Origin of the sequence: Pseudalkalibacillus sp. A8 (genome assembly GCF_045920555.1) — a bacterium.
Lineage (GTDB): Bacteria > Bacillota > Bacilli > Bacillales > Fictibacillaceae > Pseudalkalibacillus.
Map to the genome: position 1 here is coordinate 1,235,291 of NZ_CP174509.1, position 15,661 is coordinate 1,250,951.

Genomic DNA, 15,661 nt, shown 5'->3' on the forward strand with positions numbered 1-15,661 from the left:
GTGACCGTAATTTGTATCTAATGAACTGATAAAAGAGCAGTAAATCTTTAAAGGTATTTCTCGAGTGTAGTCAATGCCACATCTTCATCTATGCCATCGGTTAAGATTCTTACTGTTGTCCCATATTCAATAGCCAGACTCATAATACCCATGATACTTTTGGCATTTATTATTCTTTCATCGATTCCTAAATAGACATTCGCTTTGAATCGGCTTGCCTTTTGTACAAATAATGCCGCAGGTCGTGCTCGCAATCCATCTTTCAACTTGACTGTCAGTTCTTTTTCTAACATCGCTTTTCCTCCTGGCAAAAATCATCAGTCCTATCGTTTATTGTTAAAACTTATAGGACTGCATTCTGCTTCTAAGTGTATTTTTGCATATTGAAAATTGTACTTCATCTATCTTGCTAGAATATCTGACATAGATTTTTTGATGCGGTAACATTTTGTTGACATCCTGAATAAGATGTAATATAGTGATGTCAGTAAACACTGACATTTCTAGGTGAGGGTAATGCTATGAATAGTAATAAAAAAATGAATACTTCTGAAAAGATTATGATGGCAGCTATCGATCTAATGGCAGAACATGGCTACAATGGAGTGTCGACACAAGAAATCGCGACCAGGGCTGGATTTAGTGAAAAAACACTGTTTCGTCACTTCCAGAGCAAACAGAACTTATTAGAATCCGCCTTTAATCGTTATCATTATGCTGAAGAAATGAAAGAACTGTTCCTCAAGAAAATCGTATGGGATCTTCAAAAGGACTTGCTGATGGTTTGCCGCCGCTACCACAGGATCATGTATCAGAATCGTAAATTGATCAAAATAAGCACCAAGGTAGGCGATAGCCTTCCAGGATTTCGTGAAAGGACACACCAACATCCTCAACAGTTAAAAGAATTCTTAACTGGATACTTTGAAGAAATGTATAAAAAGGGAAAAATCATTGAAACAGATTTTGAAAGCAATGCCAAAGCTTTTTTGTATATGAATTTTGGTGCAGCGCTGGGCAGGATGAACAATGATCCGGTATTCTCTGATGCCCCAATCGATTCCTTTATTGAAGCGAGTGTTTCGATCTTTACTAGGGCTTTAAGACCCTAGTACATTTTTTAAACGATATGTCAGTCAGTAGTGACAGACATATAAATGTGATCAAGGAGGTGATGTTGGAAATTAGATTTGTTAAAGAAAGGAGAATGAAGATGGAGTATGGTGTTCAGCAACAAACTGGAGAGAAATTGATGAGGATTGTGATGTTCACGCTTGCCCTCTCAGCAATGAGTGTCTTGATGTTTAATTTTGTCCTCCCTCAAATAAGTGAAGAGTTTGGTCTCACGAATGCACAGGTAAGCTGGGTCACATCATCGTATGCCTTGATTTACGGTATAGGTACGATCATTTATGGGAAATTCGCAGACCGGTATAAGCTTAAGGATCTTCTAACCTTTGGATTGTTATTTTTTGCGGTTGGTTCACTTATTGGACTTATCTCCCAGACTTTTTGGATGGTCCTTGTCGGGAGGTGCATGCAGGCAATGGGAGCAGCTGCAATCCCTGCAACAGCTATGCTTATTCCTATCCGTTATTTTCCACAGGAACGACGTGGTTCAGCCATGGGGATGGCATTCGTCGGTTTGGCTCTTGGAAGTGCACTTGGTCCAGTCATTTCCGCATTAATATTAAGTGTTGCTCATTGGCGGTGGTTATTCTGCATTCCCTTTTTCATCTTGATTACATTGCCTTTCTACCGAAAATATCTAGGGGATGAGCGTGGCGACTACAGAAAGTTTGACTGGCTGGGGGGAGGATTTCTGGCTGCTGCCGTAACTTTATTGCTGCTGAGCGTTACGGTTGGAGCATGGTTGTACGTTATTGGAGGATTGTTGTTTTTCGTGCTGTTCATTGTACGAATACGGTCTGTCTCAGAGCCGTTCATACAACCTGATCTTTTCAGCATTAAGAGCTATACCATTGGGCTGATCATCACTTTTCTGATAAGCGGAATCGGTTTTTCCCTTTATTACCTTAGCCCATTACTTTTGGCAGATATCCATCAGCTTCCACCCAGCTGGATTGGTTTTGCCCTTGTTCCAGGGGCAGCAGCCTCGGCCATCCTGGGGCGAAGCGGGGGAAGATTGGCAGACTTGAAAGGTAATTCGTATTTGTTTTTCATAGCCTCTATGTTACTTGTATCATGTTTTGTTTTACTATCCACCTTTACAGGAGTATCACCCGTTTTCATAGCGATCTTCCTGATACTTGGTAATGTGGGCCAAACGTTCATGATGATAGCGGTGTCCAATTCAGTATCGATGACCTTATCGATAAAACAGGCTGGAGTGGGGATGGGACTTTTAACGATGTTGAATTTCATCGCAGGCGGAATGGCTACGGGAATTTACGGGAAAATGGTGGACGTTGGATCTGCAGGACATTGGAACCCGGTACATCACTATTCAAACGGGGCCATATACAGCAATATATTTCTCATTCTAGCTGTTCTACATGTAGGTGTCCTTTCGCTTTACGTGATCCAGTTCAACAGGGGAATATTCACTCGTTCTAAAATTGTCGGGGAAAACCAGACAGTTAATGAAAAGTGATCATGATTGTAATGTGAAAATTTAAAATGATTTCAGGGAGGAATACATGATGCAAAAAATAGCGATCATTATCGGGAGCACAAGACCAGGACGAAACGGTGAAGCAGTCGCCCGCTGGGTGCACAGTATTGCGGAGCAGCGTACGGATGCTGAGTTTGAGATTGTGGATATTGCGGACTATGATCTTCCGCTGCTGGATGAACCAATGTCTCCGGCTTCAGGTCAATACACGAAGCCGCATACAAAGAAATGGTCCAGAAAAATCGCTTCCTTCGATGGTTATATCTTCGTTACGCCTGAGTATAACCATGCTACTTCCGCTGCACTTAAGAACGCAATCGATTTTCTATATAATGAATGGACCAATAAGGCTGCTGGTTTTGTAGGGTATGGGGCTGCAGGAGCAATCAGTGCCGTTGAGAATCTTAGGACGATTATGGGTGAACTTCAGGTTGCAGACGTAAGGGCTCAAGTTCGTCTTTCGCTCTTTACCGATTTTGAAAACTTTAGTGACTTCAAACCTGCATCTCATCAGGTGACTTCAGTTGATGCGATGATCGACCAGGTGATTGCATGGAGCGATGCATTAAGTGTGCTGAGAAATAACTAAATAAACCTGATATTTGGAGCTTCTCTATTAAATGAGAAGCTCCATTTCTTATGTTTCGTATGACTCGATGAATAAGAGGCTGCTCACCTTGTGCAAGAAAGGTAAGCAGCCGATTTGTTATAACTGATATTCAAATTGCTTAGAGTAGAGCTGTGCATACGTTCCGGCACGTGCAAGCAATTCTTCGTGGGTACCTTGTTCAGCGATCCCGCCTTTGGTCAGTACGATGATCCGTTGCGCATTACGAATCGTGGAAAGCCGGTGGGCAATGACAAGTGTGGTGCGTCCCTTCGCGAGCAGTTCCAGCGATTCCTTCACGATGCTCTCACTCTCATTATCTAGGGAGCTCGTCGCTTCATCCAGAATGAGAACTGGGGGATTTTTCAAGAAGACGCGGGCAATACTAAGTCGTTGTTTCTGACCACCAGAAAGTCTGACACTTCTTTGGCCAATCTCGGAGTGGTAACCGTTCGGCAAACTCATGATGAAATCATGGGCATTGGCGTGTTTTGCAGCCATGATGATTTCTTCGTGTTCCGCGTCGGGCTTACCGTAACGGATGTTTTCCATCACTGTGCCTGTGAAAAGATACACATCCTGCTGGACGATCCCGATGTTTTTCCTTAAAGATGTAAGATCGATATCTCGAACGTTCACCCCGTCAAGCAACACTTCTCCTTCTGTCACATCATAAAATCGGGGAATGAGTGAGCATAACGTCGTTTTACCGACACCGGACGGACCGACCAATGCGACGTACTCCCCAGATTGGACCTGAAGCGACAGGTTTTCAATGACATTGTCTAAATGATCGTCATAGCGATAGGTGACCTGTTTGAACCTAATATCGCCGTTCGCCTTATCAAGAATGATAGGATTTGCGCTATTTTCGATTGCCGGTTTTAGATTCATGATCTCCATAAAGCGTTGGAAACCGGTAATCCCTTCTTGAAACTGTGTGCTCATATGTGTCATACGTTGAATAGGCTCGATCATGAAACCGATATAGAGCAGGAATGTGATCAGATCCGCCAAATCCAGTGTTTGATGGACGATACTGGTACTGCCGATGATCACTACGGTTACAGTGATCAATTGGATGAGAGTCTCTGCAATATTGTAGAAAACAGCTTCTGTCAAATAGGTTTTTTTACGACTTTCAAGGAAACGATCATTTTCCCAATTGAATTTATCGATCTCGATTCCTTCATTGGCGAACGACTTTACGACACGGATCCCGCCAAGACTATCCTCAACCTGTGCGTTTACATCCGCAATCCGTTCTTTATTCTTTCTTAAAGCTGTGTTCAAAAGCTTATTATAGTACATCGATAAGACACCTAGTAAAAGTAAGAAGCAGAAGACCGAGATCGTCAATGGCGCATTTATCAAAAACAGAATGATGAAGGCACCGATGAAGCGGACGAAGTACTTGGTGTAATCTTCTGGACCATGATGATACAACTCTGAAAGCAATAACAAGTCATTTGTGATCCGGGACATCAACTGACCTGTTTTTTCTTTGTCATAAAAGCTGGAGGAGAGTTTTTGCATGTGTGTAAACAGCTCGCTCCTCAAGTCCCTTTCCATACGGGCTCCGATTTCGTGCCCCTTGTAATCGACAATATAGTTTCCGATATTCTGGAGCCCAACCAGAAACAGCATGAGTGCACCGATCCAATACACATCATTCAATGCTGTGGAGAGATCGCCTGCCAGCACATCCTTTGTCACGTATCGCACGAGCAAAGGAAACACGAGGACCATAGTGGATGTAAGGAAAGCACAGCCTAACACTGTTAAGAACATTGTTAAATACGGCTTATAATAAGATAAGAATTTTTTGATTGGAAAACGCATGATTTACCCCTTTAGTGTTCATTCGCAAAACACATATAAGGGGGTACACCATTACAATTAAGTTTTGAGTGTTCCTCCCTTATATAAATGGATCATTTGTCTTGTCATGTTTTTCATGTAAAAGACCTCCTCCTTATTAGTACTTCTATTTTAATCTATTTTCTGGAAAAATGAACAGGTAAAAAAGGGTTGATGTTGAACATAGAGAAATTATTATAGTAATCAACATCTTGATGAAGTAGGTGGGACTATTGTCTGTAAAAAAGAATGAGAAGGCTACTCTCCGCACTGTCCGTGTGGAAGATGCTATGGAAGTTTTAGAAATACAACGAGAAGTGACTGAGGAAGGCGTATATTTCATTAGAGTTCCGGAGGAGTTTGATAAGACGGTTGAACAGCAGCAGGAGTGGATCGAAAAGATATTGGAGAACGAAAGGGATACCATGATCGTAGCTGAAGTCGATGGGAAAGTCGTTGGATGGATCGTCTTCATATCACAGGAAAGAAGACGGATGGCTCATACTGGTTCGATTGCGTTGATGATCAAGAATGAAAACAGAGGTTCAGGGCTCGGAAGGCAGTTGTTGCAAGAAATGTTAGCCTGGGCAGAACACAATCCATTGATTGAAAAAGTTTGTTTAGGAACATTCTCCAGCAATCATCGGGCAATCGCACTATACAAAAGCTTGGGGTTTATAGAAGAAGGACGGAAAGTCAAAGAATTCAAGTTCAGTGAAAATGAATATGTAGATGATGTACTGATGTTCAAGTTAGTTTAGCCTCTTAAATAGGAAAAGACCAACACAAACAACAAGTAAAAGTTGTTTCGCCCCTATACATAGATGAATGTTTGATAGATAAGTTTGGTTGATGAAAAATCTCTCTTGAGCCTTACGTGACGTAATGGTCTATATTTGAATTACCGGTAAATCATCGCGCGCGAAATGAGGGGATGATCATTGAGACTCAAAAGTGGAAAGTTGGCGAACTAGCAAAATTAACTGGTGTAACGGTCCGGACCTTGCGATATTATGATCAGATCGGTTTACTTTCACCATCCTGTTATTCAGATTCAGGATATAGGCTATATGACGAAACTGACTTATCCTGCTTGCAACAAATTTTATCTTTAAAGGATTTAGGGCTGTCACTTGAAGAGATCAAGACGATTCTCTCTGATGAAAGTTATGACCCGGCACAAGCCGTTTCCCTTCAAATTGATCGGCTTAAAGAAAATATCAGGATCCAACAGAAATTGTTGAAGGAATTACAAAATGTATCAGATCTCATGAAAATGCAGGAACCATTGACAGTCGAAAATTTTACAGAGCTGTTCGGAGTGATGAAAAAGAGTCATGAAAAATATTTTACTGGACGAAAAACAAATATGGAAAACCACTTGGATCGTCTGGAGGATTTCCTTGTAAGAAATCCAAGTCCAAAGGAGGAAAAATCATGAGTGAACGATTTTCAACCCATGACACCTTTGTCATTGAAAAAAATTATGATGCTTCACCTGCACAAGTTTTCGCCGCATGGTCAGACCCTGCTTTCAAAGCAAAATGGTTTGCAGAGGCAGATGAATTCGATTTTCAGGTTGGAGGAGTGGAGAGCAACAAGGGTGGTCCTCCAGGGGGACCTATCTACACTTTTAGGGCCAAATATCAAGAGATCGTACAGGATGAGCGTATTGTCTACTCCTACACGATGGATCAAGAGGAAACGAGGATTTCCGTATCAGTGTCAACTGTCGAGTTCAAGCCCGCCAGATCAGGGACAAAACTGATCTACACCGAGCAGGGGGCATTCCTGGATGGGCATGATTCTGCAGCTTCTCGTGAACACGGAACAAGGATCATGCTGGACAATCTGGGTGAAGAGCTGCAATGTGCTGAGATTTCAGACCCGGAAATCGTGAACACACGAATTTTCGATGTATCACGTGAAAGGATATTCCAAGCGTTCAACAACCCGGATCATTTGGCACAATGGTGGGGGCCGAAGGGTTTTACGAATACGTTTCATGAGTTTGATTTCTCTCCAGATGGTGTTTGGCGTTATACGATGCACGGTCCAAACGGGGTAGATTATGAGAATAAGAGTGTCTTTATCGAGGTTGTGAAGCCTGAACGAATTGTTCTTCGGCATTTGGAGCCGAATCATGAATTCTTGCTTACCGTTACCCTTGAGGAAAGGGAAGATAAAACCGAGCTTACCTGGCGCATGCTGTTCGAATCCGCAGAAGAATATGAAAAGATCCGGGAGTTTTGCTACAAGGCGAACGAAGAGAACCTGGATCGTCTCGAGGCACAGCTGGAAAAAATAGTCGGACAAACAAAATAAGTGCTTCGCATTTATAGAAAAAGGTTTGCTGAAGACGTGTTCAGCAAACCTTTTATCAAATATGCTATGAAACTATGTCAGCTTTACGCCATGTCGGAGGAACGCTGCTGCTTCAAGTTCCGATATTCCGCTACGTCTTGCAATCTCGGACATTTCAGGGGACAATTTCGGTGCGAAATTCATTGGAGGAGCGGCATGTCCCATTTGTCGTTGGCGTCCAGCATTTCTGCGATCGAATGGTCCCCAAATGGCAAAGGTGAGGCCAGGGGATTGAATGTTAAGGAAAAACGTTTTCCCGTCTGGTGAAAAGGTCGGTCCACAAAACTCTGAGTCACTTATTCTATTATAGGCAAACTCATATACTTCCCCTTCAGGGGTAATTCCCATCACCCGGTTACCATTAGAGCCATCCTCTGCAAACATGAGATCTCCCCAAGGAGCAATGACAATGTTATCAGGGCTTTCCATTTTATTTGCCTCAGTACCTTCGTAAAACAATTCCAGCGTTTCAGTAGCAGGGAAATAACGGTAGATCTGTCCAAGACGTTTTTCTCCTCCAGCCGTATCGTCGAACCAGAAAACACCGCCTGCAAAGGAAGCACCTTCTAAACGATTGAACCGTACGCATCCTTTATTAAGCGCATCATCATGTGGCTCTTCTTTATTGACATCTTTCCAGATTACGCCGAATTTTTGCCCCGGATTCATGAAGTCAGCATCTGGATTCGTTTTTTCTTCAATCGCCATTGCCTGTAGTTTCCCGCCTTTTTGTAAAGCGCCCGGTTTTTGGCTCCTATCATTCGGAATGTACCGATATAGAAAACTGGATCGTTCATCATTAGCTGGATCGTCTGGATCGATTTTACCGCGGAAATCATCTTCTGTAAGATAAACGATACCTGTTGCTGGGTCGATAGCTGTTGCTTCATGTGAAAAGAAGCCCATCTCACGGATCGGGGTTTTTGATAATTTGTTTTCCGGGTCGTCCGGCATGACTTCAAATACATAACCATGGCCATCTGTACGTGTTTCTTCACATGTAAGCCATGTTCCCCAAGGAGTTGCTCCTCCAGCACAGTTTTGCATCGAACCAGAGGAGGTGACATACTCTTTATGTAGTTTGCGATCTGGTCCGATGATAAGAGCAGTCGTACCACCTGGCGCTAGACGATTGTATGGGTTTTTACCTGGTACAGCAGACTCTGTTCCGCTTAACTCATGATTCCGTACAAGAATGGTAGAGTTTTGGGGACCTTGAAATGCAGCCATTCCGTCAAAATCTCCTGGAATCGGTGCCCCATTCGTCATCGGCTTCCCTTCTTCAGATAGGATCCGGTATTGAAAGCCTTTCGGCAGGTCGATCACTCCTCCAGGATCTTTGACTAGAGGACCAAAACCATTGAATGAGTAGGGTGTTTTGGGTGCACCTTTCGTATTTGCGAGGACGTTAGCAGCGTTTCCTGTCATCATACCTGTGGAACCAAGTGCCAATGCAGCCATCCCCATTCCGCTCATCTTAAGAAAGTCTTTCCTATCCAAAAGCGTTCGTTCTCTTCGATCGCCCATTTGTAACTCCTCCTATAATTTTCTATTCAACGAATACGCTACAAACGTAGCAAATGAGTATAAAGCCTATGTTAGAAAATTGTAAAAAATAGAAGAAGAGTGTAAAGGGCTAAAGAGAAAAGTTCCATAATCATTTTAAATAGGGAAAGAGTTAATCAATCCAGACTCAGTTGATGATTCCGAAATCCTTTTTGACGTGTTCATGGAATGCCTTTTCCGATATCTTTTCTTTATGCGCTTTCCCTTTGATCCAACGAGTAAGCGTCTTATTCGTCAAAGACACCGTTCCGTCGTCGGTGAATTTCGTAAGGATCGGTCCTTTGTTGAATGGTGAACGGTCGTCTTCAATGAGTACTTTTTGTATTTCATTGAATTCACTTAGATTCTTCACTGGCTTCTTGGAGTCGATGATGTGACCTATCCTCCAGTCTTTGTCTTTATCGGCGAGTTTTAAAGTAAGAACATAGTCGCCGTAATCAGACTTAGATGCTTCGACTTTGAATTGCCCGTTGGATGAAGTCACAACCTCTCCATTCATCGGGACAGGCTTCAATGGCAAATTCCCCCCGAATCCAGTATCGACAAGATAATCCTGACCCTCGTGACGGAGTATGATCGCAACGTGCGTCCTCCCGAGTTTCGTCCACTCACCAGTGTCACTATTGAATACATCTCCACGCACCAGTGTGACATCGAAATCATTTTCAAGTAGAAAAAGATAGAGCAGCCCATTCAACTCGTAACACAATCCACCTTCATTTCTGGCAAGCATTTTATCGATTAAAGACTCATTCGTGATATCAAACGTTTCCTGATTCATGATCCGAAGATTTTCAAAAGGAATGGTCCGTGCGGTTTTTTCCAGTACCTCGTCCAGCTTCTCAAATGTGATCGGTTCCTCTTCAGATAGCCCGATCCTTTTCCGGAACAACGCGTCCATCTCAAATTCCTCCTATCCTTTTCAGCTAGCTTACTTCCACTTTATAAAAAAATCGAACTAAAGAAAAGATTCCCGCTTTACAATATTGGATCATTTTTGTATGATATATGTATCAATATGATATATATCAAAAAGATATAAGGAGGTGAAGGTGTTGGCGAAGGAAAACCATACCCAATATGCGATACTCGGACTTTTGAAAACAGGATTTCATACGGGATATTCGATCAAGCAGATGATCGACGGCAGTCTGAACCACTTCTGGAAAATCAGCTATGGTCAAATCTACCCTTCGTTGAAACGTTTAGAGGAAGAGGGGTACGCTGCTGTGAAGGTGACTCCCCAGGAAAGTAAACCTGATAAGAAAGAATATTTCATCACTCCCAAAGGAGAACAGATACTGAAAAAGTGGCTCCAACAACCTATCCAAGAACTGCCCATAGAAAAAAATGAATTGCTGCTCAAGCTATTTTTCAGCCGTAACCAGGACATCAATACGTCCATCCAACATCTCGACACCTACCAAGAAAAATTGATCACGCGCTATAACACCTATGAAGGAATCAAAGAAATGATCAATACACAGTTGATGGAAGAAGAGGACGCCCCTTTTTGGATCATCACCTTGGATTATGGCTTATGTATGACCCAGGCGGAAATCGACTGGTGCAAGGATACGAAGAAAAAATTAGTGAAGGAGGAGTAACAATGGGAAAAGAAATCTTTCCTGGCAGGTATACCATTGAACAACAGGACGATATCGTTGTTTTTATCATCGGGATGCGCGTTAACAAGTGGTGGGCGATCAACAAATGGCTTCCGGTATTTTTGGCGATGCCACCAATGATCAAGGAGCTCTATGTCAACAAAGATCTGGGTTGTTTGTCGATTGAAAACTTCTTCAGGCCACGTACCACAGTGATGATCCAATATTGGCGATCGGAAAAAGATTTAATGGCTTATGCAAGGGGGCAGAAGCACTTGAAAGCGTGGAACGACTTTAACAAGAAGGTAGGCAACAATGATGCAGTCGGTATTTATCATGAAACTTACACGGTGAAGAAGGGACAATACGAAACGATTTACGGGAATATGCCGAAATTCGGATTGGCCAATGCGCTTGGACATCAGTCGATCCGACCAAACACCGATACAGCGAGCAAACGATTAAGTATGTAGAATATGAAAAAGCTGCCGTCACAATAGTCGGCAGCTTATCCTTCATCGTATAGGGAAGCTTTTTTGACGGAGGGTCAGTTCATCGATTCTCCTTCGGGCCGGCTCATAACCGATACCAGGAACATTCGGGACATGGATGAATCCGCTCTCCATCGTCACTCCAGGTTCGATGATATCCTGCTTCCAGTAGTGAGAGGAGGGAGCGGTGTCTCCAGGGAGTGTGAAATTTGATAGCGTCGTAATCGCGATATTGTGCGCTCTGCCAACACCTGCTTCCAGCATCCCGCCGCACCAGACAGGAACTTCATGTCGTTCACACATATCATGGATTCTCTTCGACTCAGACAACCCGCCGACACGGCCGATTTTAAGATTGATGATTCTGCAGCTACCGTGTTCAATCGCTTTCCGTGCATCTTCAACCGAATGGATGCTTTCATCCAGGCAGATCGGCGTCTTCAGTTTTGCCTGTAATTTCGCGTGATCGAAGATATCGTCATGGTCGAATGGCTGTTCAATCATCATCAGATCGTATTCATCAAGCGCTTGTAGATGTTCGATATCGTCAAGTGTGTAGGCGCAATTTGCATCCGCCATCAACTGGATGTGGGGGAATTCGTTCCGGATCGCCTTGATGATCTCGATATCCCATTCATGCTTGATTTTCACTTTCACACGTCTGTAACCTTCATTTACATACTTTTCTATCTGTAGGAGCATGTCCCGTACTGATTTCTGGATACCGACACTGATTCCGACTTCGATTTTATCTTTATTTCCGCCTAAAACTCTTGAGAGAGGCAAGTTCTGTTCCCGGGCATATAGGTCCCAGATGGCTCCTTCAAGTGCGGATTTCGCGTTGAAATTCCCGCGTATGGATCGGAAGCGTTCAGATACTTCGTCCGGATGCTCGATCGGTTCATAAAGCTTCTGGATCAAATGGTCGCTCATCATGTGCCAGTTCGTTTGTACGGTTTCTTCATTATAGATCGGGTGCAGGATCGAAACGGACTCTCCCCATCCAGATAAACCACTTTTCGACTGGGCTTCCACGAGGATGAAATCTTTGTCATACTCCGTCCCAACACTCGTTGTAAAAGGGTTCAATAGTTCAATTTTTAGATGCCTCAGTATGATCTGCTTAATTTCCATCCGTACTGTCTCCTTGTTGTCTTTTTTCCATAAGATAATAGTATAAATTCTGTTGTTGCGGATCTTTCAAAAGGTCAATGACAATCCACCCTTGAGAGAGGTAGTTGGTGAACACTTTTCGTGTGGCCTCCCGCCATTCCAATGCCAGTGAAAAATCCTTCTGCTTCAATGTTTGGAAGTTTCCAGGGACCGGAACTAATAAGGTAGAGCTTGTACGGTTCAATTCAATCTGGTCAGGAACCAGGTAATCATTTTGGAAACCCGTTTGAATCGCTGAAGGCGTTTCCTCGATACGATCCTTCGAACGGTGGAGTTTTGGTTTTTTGATCTTCCACTCCACCAAAAAGCGGTCAGAAGGTATCCCTGCGTTCAATTCGTCGGGAATGTCACCATAAGCATCCTCCATATAGATAGAGCAAGTTCCACCTAGCTTATGAAGGTTAAGATTGCCATTGACGGTCTCCAAAGGATCGAATGTCCATTTGATGAGGTCGTATCCTTTTTGGAGGGCTGTCGCTTTCTGTTCTGTTTTCAACATTTCACCGATCCCCATTCGCCTATACTCCGGGTGGATCCCGAGGCTGTGGGAGTAGAGGTATATCTTTTGTCCATCAAAGCCAGGGAAGCTATATTGGAAACCGACGAGAACATCCTCCAAAAATGCCCCCAGGATGAATCCGCCATTTTTAACAACAGCGATCGTTTGCGTGACAGGAACCGACTCTTCAGTGCTCCAGACGATGGCCTCAAGCTTCCGGACCGTTTCTAATTCATCTGCCGTCTGAAGATTACGGATCTTGATCGATGAGCGTATCTGGTTGTCCAAGGTCATTCCTCCATTCTGTTACCATTGTTTCTCGTCTGCTTCCAATAACATCTGGGTTAAAATTTTCGTACCGTAGATAAGTGCTTCCTGAGAAAAGTTCATTTTCGGGTGATGCAAACCTGGTTTCAAATCACAGCCCAAACCGATCATCGTCCCCGCGATATCAGGATTTTTCCATGTATAAAAGTGAAAATCTTCAGCACCGGGTGAATTACATACAGGGATGAAATTCTTTTCTCCGAGTATGGTGACGATCGCAGTCTTTGCAGAATCGATTGCGGTTTCGTTTTCAACCGCGGCAGGCGAATGTTCTTCTAATGCCGTTTCAATATCCGTTCCAGTCGTGGTGGCGACTTTCTTACATGCGTTCTGTGCACGTTCAATCAGCTTCGTCATCGTCTCATTCGAAGCAGACCTTAGATCAAAGGTGAAACGGGCTTTTTCTGGAATCAAATTGGTCGCTTCACCGCTATGGAGTTCGGTGATTTTTATCGAGTAGGATTCTGTTTCGGACAACTTGATTTTCTTGATTTCTTCTATTAAAAGGGCAGCCGATTCTATCGGATTGTTGCCGTTCTCCGGCCGTGAAGCGTGAGCAGGCAAACCAGTGATGACACCTTTCAAACTGGCTGTCGATCCATGGGTGATTACAGGAGCAGCTTGGCCGAACGGAATTTCAAAAGCCGGACGCAAGTGGATTCCTCCCAGGAACTTTACACCCTCCAAAGCTCCATCCTTCATCATCTGCAGAGCACCTTCGGCTTTCTCTTCAGCCGGCTGGAAAATGAAGCGCATTGTATGCTTTGGCTTGAAATCGGCTAAGGTCAGGGCAGTAAAGAGGACCATCGTGCTATGGGCGTCATGTCCGCACGAATGATTCGCACGGACTACGCCATCGACTTCTTGCATGAGCGCATCAAGGTCTGCACGGAGGGCGATGACTTTCCCGCTTTCACCAGGAATTTCCGTAATGAAACCGAAGTGCCTTTCATAGGATTTGACGTCAAGTCCAGCCTGTGTAAGCTTCTTCTGAATGTAAGCCGATGTTTTTTCTTCCTTCCAGCTGGGCTCGGCAAGCTGATGGAGCTCTTCATACGTTTGTATGATTCGTTCTTTATTATTTTCAATGGCAATTATCGGGTTGAACATCAATGCTGCAGCTCTCCTTTTTCATTAAAAGATGATATGGGCAATGACGACGACGATCGGTAATGTAATGATCGTGCGCAACAGGAAGATCAGAACCAGATCTTTGATGCTGATCGGCAGCTTTGATCCGAGAAGCAGGCCGCCCATTTCAGACATGTAGACGAGCTGAGTGACAGATACACACGCGATGATGAACCGTGTCATTTCACTCTCAATACCACTTCCGATTACCGCAGGGAGGAACATATCCGCAAAGCCGACAACCATCGTCTGTGCCGCTTCAGCCGCTTCCGGAACCTGCATCAAGGTCAGGACCGGCTCGAAAGGTTTCCCGAGGATCATGAAGAAAGGCGTATATTCAGCGATCACCAATGCAACTGTCCCGATGGCCATCACAATCGGCAGAACACCAAGCCACATATCCATTACATTCTGTATGCCTTCTTTAAAGATGTTTGATACCCGATCATTTTTCTTCGCTTTTTCCAGGGCTTGATTCATACCGGTTTTGACAATCGAAACGTCAGAGGGCAGATTGCTTTCTGCTTTCAGTTCCGTTTCTTCGTAACCTGTATGGCCTTTACCCGATAACGGCGGGATCCGTGGCATGATGATTGCAGCAGCAAGCCCTGCGATGATGATTGTCATATAGTAGTGGAGGAAATAGTGCTCCAGCTTAAGATAGGAAATGACGACGATGGTGAAGGTGATCGATACGACAGAGAACGTCGTTGCAACAACTGCAGCTTCACGCTTCGTATAATAGCCGTCCTCATATTGCTTGGTGGTCAAAAGGACACCAATCGTCCCATCCCCGACCCAGGATGCCAGACAGTCGAGTGATGAACGCCCTGGTAATGTGAAGACGGGTCTCATCACCTTCATCAATAATGCTCCGAAAAATTCAAGTAATCCAAAGTTTAGTAGAAGAGGAAGAAACAAACCTGCTAAAAGGAATGTCGAAAAGAGGATCGGAATCAAATCATAGATTAACAGGCCACCCGTATTTTCAGAAAAAATCCATCCGAACCCTAACTCATACAATGTAACGATGGCGAAAACCATCCCGAAGATCCGAGCGGTCAACCAGAACTTGCTCACATTCAACAATTTGTTAAGGTAGGCGTTTTCTAAAATGAAAGCGGGTTTCGCAAAGACTGCGACCAATGAACCGACGACGGATAGGGTGATCGTCAGTACAGCAAGAGCCGGGATGGCATCTCCTAGTAAACCATTGATCTGGTTTGCTAGATAAGCAACCGGTATCGTAATGCCATCCTCCCCGGAAATAGGAATCATGAATAAAAGGATTCCTAGTAGAGAAGGGATGATGAATTTCAAATAATCATTGAAAATGTACGTCGGTTGGACTGGAAGTTTTTCATTAGTTTTCGTTTGACCATTCATAGTTTTCACCTCAGG

The 15,661-nt window shown here is 43.8% G+C and carries 16 protein-coding genes; 8 read left to right on the plus strand and 8 right to left on the minus strand.

Annotation, left to right across the window (positions count from 1 at the left end):
* Nucleotides 1-47: 47 nt before the first annotated feature.
* The gene (locus tag ACJROX_RS06445; protein WP_408009932.1) at nt 48-293 is read right to left on the minus strand and encodes an HPr family phosphocarrier protein; all 246 of its coding nucleotides are present in this window, start codon (nt 291-293) and stop codon (nt 48-50) included.
* 228 nt (nt 294-521) lie between these two features.
* On the opposite strand from ACJROX_RS06445, the gene ACJROX_RS06450 reads away from it, so the two are divergent.
* From ACJROX_RS06450 to ACJROX_RS06460, 3 genes are all read left to right on the plus strand, one after another.
* Nucleotides 522-1,112 (plus strand): TetR/AcrR family transcriptional regulator, encoded by a 591-nt coding sequence (locus ACJROX_RS06450; protein ID WP_408009933.1) that lies wholly within the window; start codon nt 522-524, stop codon nt 1,110-1,112.
* 101 nt (nt 1,113-1,213) lie between these two features.
* A complete protein-coding gene (locus tag ACJROX_RS06455) occupies nt 1,214-2,614 on the plus strand; it encodes an MFS transporter (protein ID WP_408011593.1) in 1,401 nt (466 codons plus the stop codon).
* Nucleotides 2,615-2,663: 49 nt separating this feature from the next.
* Nucleotides 2,664-3,224 carry an NADPH-dependent FMN reductase gene (locus tag ACJROX_RS06460; protein ID WP_408011594.1) on the plus strand — a complete coding sequence of 187 codons (561 nt, stop codon included), beginning with the start codon at nt 2,664-2,666 and terminating at the stop codon, nt 3,222-3,224.
* A gap of 117 nt (nt 3,225-3,341) precedes the next feature.
* On the opposite strand, the gene ACJROX_RS06465 is transcribed toward ACJROX_RS06460, so the two are convergent.
* Complete coding sequence (locus ACJROX_RS06465) at nt 3,342-5,084, minus strand: ABC transporter ATP-binding protein (protein WP_408009934.1); 1,743 nt, start codon at nt 5,082-5,084, stop codon at nt 3,342-3,344.
* Between the two features lie 251 nt (nt 5,085-5,335).
* On the opposite strand from ACJROX_RS06465, the gene ACJROX_RS06470 reads away from it, so the two are divergent.
* The 3 genes from ACJROX_RS06470 to ACJROX_RS06480 all read left to right on the plus strand — a co-directional run bounded on the left by ACJROX_RS06470 (nt 5,336) and on the right by ACJROX_RS06480 (nt 7,427).
* Nucleotides 5,336-5,863: an N-acetyltransferase family protein gene (locus ACJROX_RS06470; RefSeq protein ID WP_408009935.1), complete on the plus strand. Its 528-nt coding sequence runs from the start codon at nt 5,336-5,338 to the stop codon at nt 5,861-5,863.
* A 173-nt stretch (nt 5,864-6,036) separates the two neighbouring features.
* Nucleotides 6,037-6,543 (plus strand): MerR family transcriptional regulator, encoded by a 507-nt coding sequence (locus ACJROX_RS06475; protein WP_408009936.1) that lies wholly within the window; start codon nt 6,037-6,039, stop codon nt 6,541-6,543.
* The gene (locus ACJROX_RS06480) at nt 6,540-7,427 is read left to right on the plus strand and encodes an SRPBCC family protein (RefSeq protein WP_408009937.1); all 888 of its coding nucleotides are present in this window, start codon (nt 6,540-6,542) and stop codon (nt 7,425-7,427) included. Before ACJROX_RS06475 ends, ACJROX_RS06480 begins: the two co-directional genes overlap by 4 nt.
* Nucleotides 7,428-7,499: 72 nt before the next feature.
* Here ACJROX_RS06480 and ACJROX_RS06485 read toward each other — a convergent pair whose 3' ends face one another.
* Both ACJROX_RS06485 and ACJROX_RS06490 read right to left on the minus strand, forming a co-directional pair.
* Nucleotides 7,500-8,993: an alkaline phosphatase PhoX gene (locus ACJROX_RS06485; protein ID WP_408009938.1), complete on the minus strand. Its 1,494-nt coding sequence runs from the start codon at nt 8,991-8,993 to the stop codon at nt 7,500-7,502.
* A 166-nt stretch (nt 8,994-9,159) separates the two neighbouring features.
* On the minus strand, nt 9,160-9,933 hold the full coding sequence (locus ACJROX_RS06490; protein WP_408009939.1) for an arylamine N-acetyltransferase family protein: 774 nt from the start codon (nt 9,931-9,933) through the stop codon (nt 9,160-9,162).
* 151 nt (nt 9,934-10,084) lie between these two features.
* Between ACJROX_RS06490 and ACJROX_RS06495 the strand changes: the two genes are divergently transcribed.
* Both ACJROX_RS06495 and ACJROX_RS06500 read left to right on the plus strand, forming a co-directional pair.
* A complete protein-coding gene (locus tag ACJROX_RS06495) occupies nt 10,085-10,639 on the plus strand; it encodes a PadR family transcriptional regulator (protein ID WP_408009940.1) in 555 nt (184 codons plus the stop codon).
* A gap of 2 nt (nt 10,640-10,641) precedes the next feature.
* Complete coding sequence (locus ACJROX_RS06500; RefSeq protein WP_408009941.1) at nt 10,642-11,112, plus strand: DUF4188 domain-containing protein; 471 nt, start codon at nt 10,642-10,644, stop codon at nt 11,110-11,112.
* A gap of 42 nt (nt 11,113-11,154) precedes the next feature.
* Here the strand turns inward: ACJROX_RS06500 and menC are convergent, their stop codons facing one another.
* Genes menC through ACJROX_RS06520 form a run of 4 tightly spaced genes read right to left on the minus strand, consistent with a single transcriptional unit; the run spans nt 11,155 to nt 15,646 of the window.
* On the minus strand, nt 11,155-12,264 hold the full coding sequence (menC, locus tag ACJROX_RS06505; protein WP_408009942.1) for an o-succinylbenzoate synthase: 1,110 nt from the start codon (nt 12,262-12,264) through the stop codon (nt 11,155-11,157).
* On the minus strand, nt 12,254-13,090 hold the full coding sequence (locus ACJROX_RS06510) for a GNAT family N-acetyltransferase (protein ID WP_408009943.1): 837 nt from the start codon (nt 13,088-13,090) through the stop codon (nt 12,254-12,256). The genes menC and ACJROX_RS06510 overlap by 11 nt, the downstream gene beginning before the upstream one ends.
* 18 nt (nt 13,091-13,108) lie before the next feature.
* Nucleotides 13,109-14,239: an amidohydrolase gene (locus ACJROX_RS06515; protein ID WP_408009944.1), complete on the minus strand. Its 1,131-nt coding sequence runs from the start codon at nt 14,237-14,239 to the stop codon at nt 13,109-13,111.
* A gap of 24 nt (nt 14,240-14,263) precedes the next feature.
* Nucleotides 14,264-15,646, minus strand: coding sequence for a YjiH family protein (locus tag ACJROX_RS06520; RefSeq protein ID WP_408009945.1), 1,383 nt, complete (start codon nt 15,644-15,646; stop codon nt 14,264-14,266).
* Nucleotides 15,647-15,661 lie beyond the last annotated feature (15 nt).

What these genes read in the sequence shown, in the direction of transcription:
- ACJROX_RS06450 (WP_408009933.1), top strand. Translation starts at nt 522, where the DNA reads ATGAATAGTAATAAAAAAATGAATACTTCTGAAAAGATTATGATGGCA.
- ACJROX_RS06500 (WP_408009941.1), top strand. Translation starts at nt 10,642, where the DNA reads ATGGGAAAAGAAATCTTTCCTGGCAGGTATACCATTGAACAACAGGAC.
- ACJROX_RS06445 (WP_408009932.1), bottom strand. Translation starts at nt 293, where the DNA reads ATGTTAGAAAAAGAACTGACAGTCAAGTTGAAAGATGGATTGCGAGCA.
- ACJROX_RS06475 (WP_408009936.1), top strand. Translation starts at nt 6,037, where the DNA reads ATGATCATTGAGACTCAAAAGTGGAAAGTTGGCGAACTAGCAAAATTA.
- ACJROX_RS06490 (WP_408009939.1), bottom strand. Translation starts at nt 9,933, where the DNA reads ATGGACGCGTTGTTCCGGAAAAGGATCGGGCTATCTGAAGAGGAACCG.
- ACJROX_RS06485 (WP_408009938.1), bottom strand. Translation starts at nt 8,993, where the DNA reads ATGGGCGATCGAAGAGAACGAACGCTTTTGGATAGGAAAGACTTTCTT.
- menC (WP_408009942.1), bottom strand. Translation starts at nt 12,264, where the DNA reads ATGGAAATTAAGCAGATCATACTGAGGCATCTAAAAATTGAACTATTG.
- ACJROX_RS06460 (WP_408011594.1), top strand. Translation starts at nt 2,664, where the DNA reads ATGCAAAAAATAGCGATCATTATCGGGAGCACAAGACCAGGACGAAAC.
- ACJROX_RS06480 (WP_408009937.1), top strand. Translation starts at nt 6,540, where the DNA reads ATGAGTGAACGATTTTCAACCCATGACACCTTTGTCATTGAAAAAAAT.
- ACJROX_RS06455 (WP_408011593.1), top strand. Translation starts at nt 1,214, where the DNA reads ATGGAGTATGGTGTTCAGCAACAAACTGGAGAGAAATTGATGAGGATT.
- ACJROX_RS06520 (WP_408009945.1), bottom strand. Translation starts at nt 15,646, where the DNA reads ATGAATGGTCAAACGAAAACTAATGAAAAACTTCCAGTCCAACCGACG.
- ACJROX_RS06515 (WP_408009944.1), bottom strand. Translation starts at nt 14,239, where the DNA reads ATGTTCAACCCGATAATTGCCATTGAAAATAATAAAGAACGAATCATA.
- ACJROX_RS06465 (WP_408009934.1), bottom strand. Translation starts at nt 5,084, where the DNA reads ATGCGTTTTCCAATCAAAAAATTCTTATCTTATTATAAGCCGTATTTA.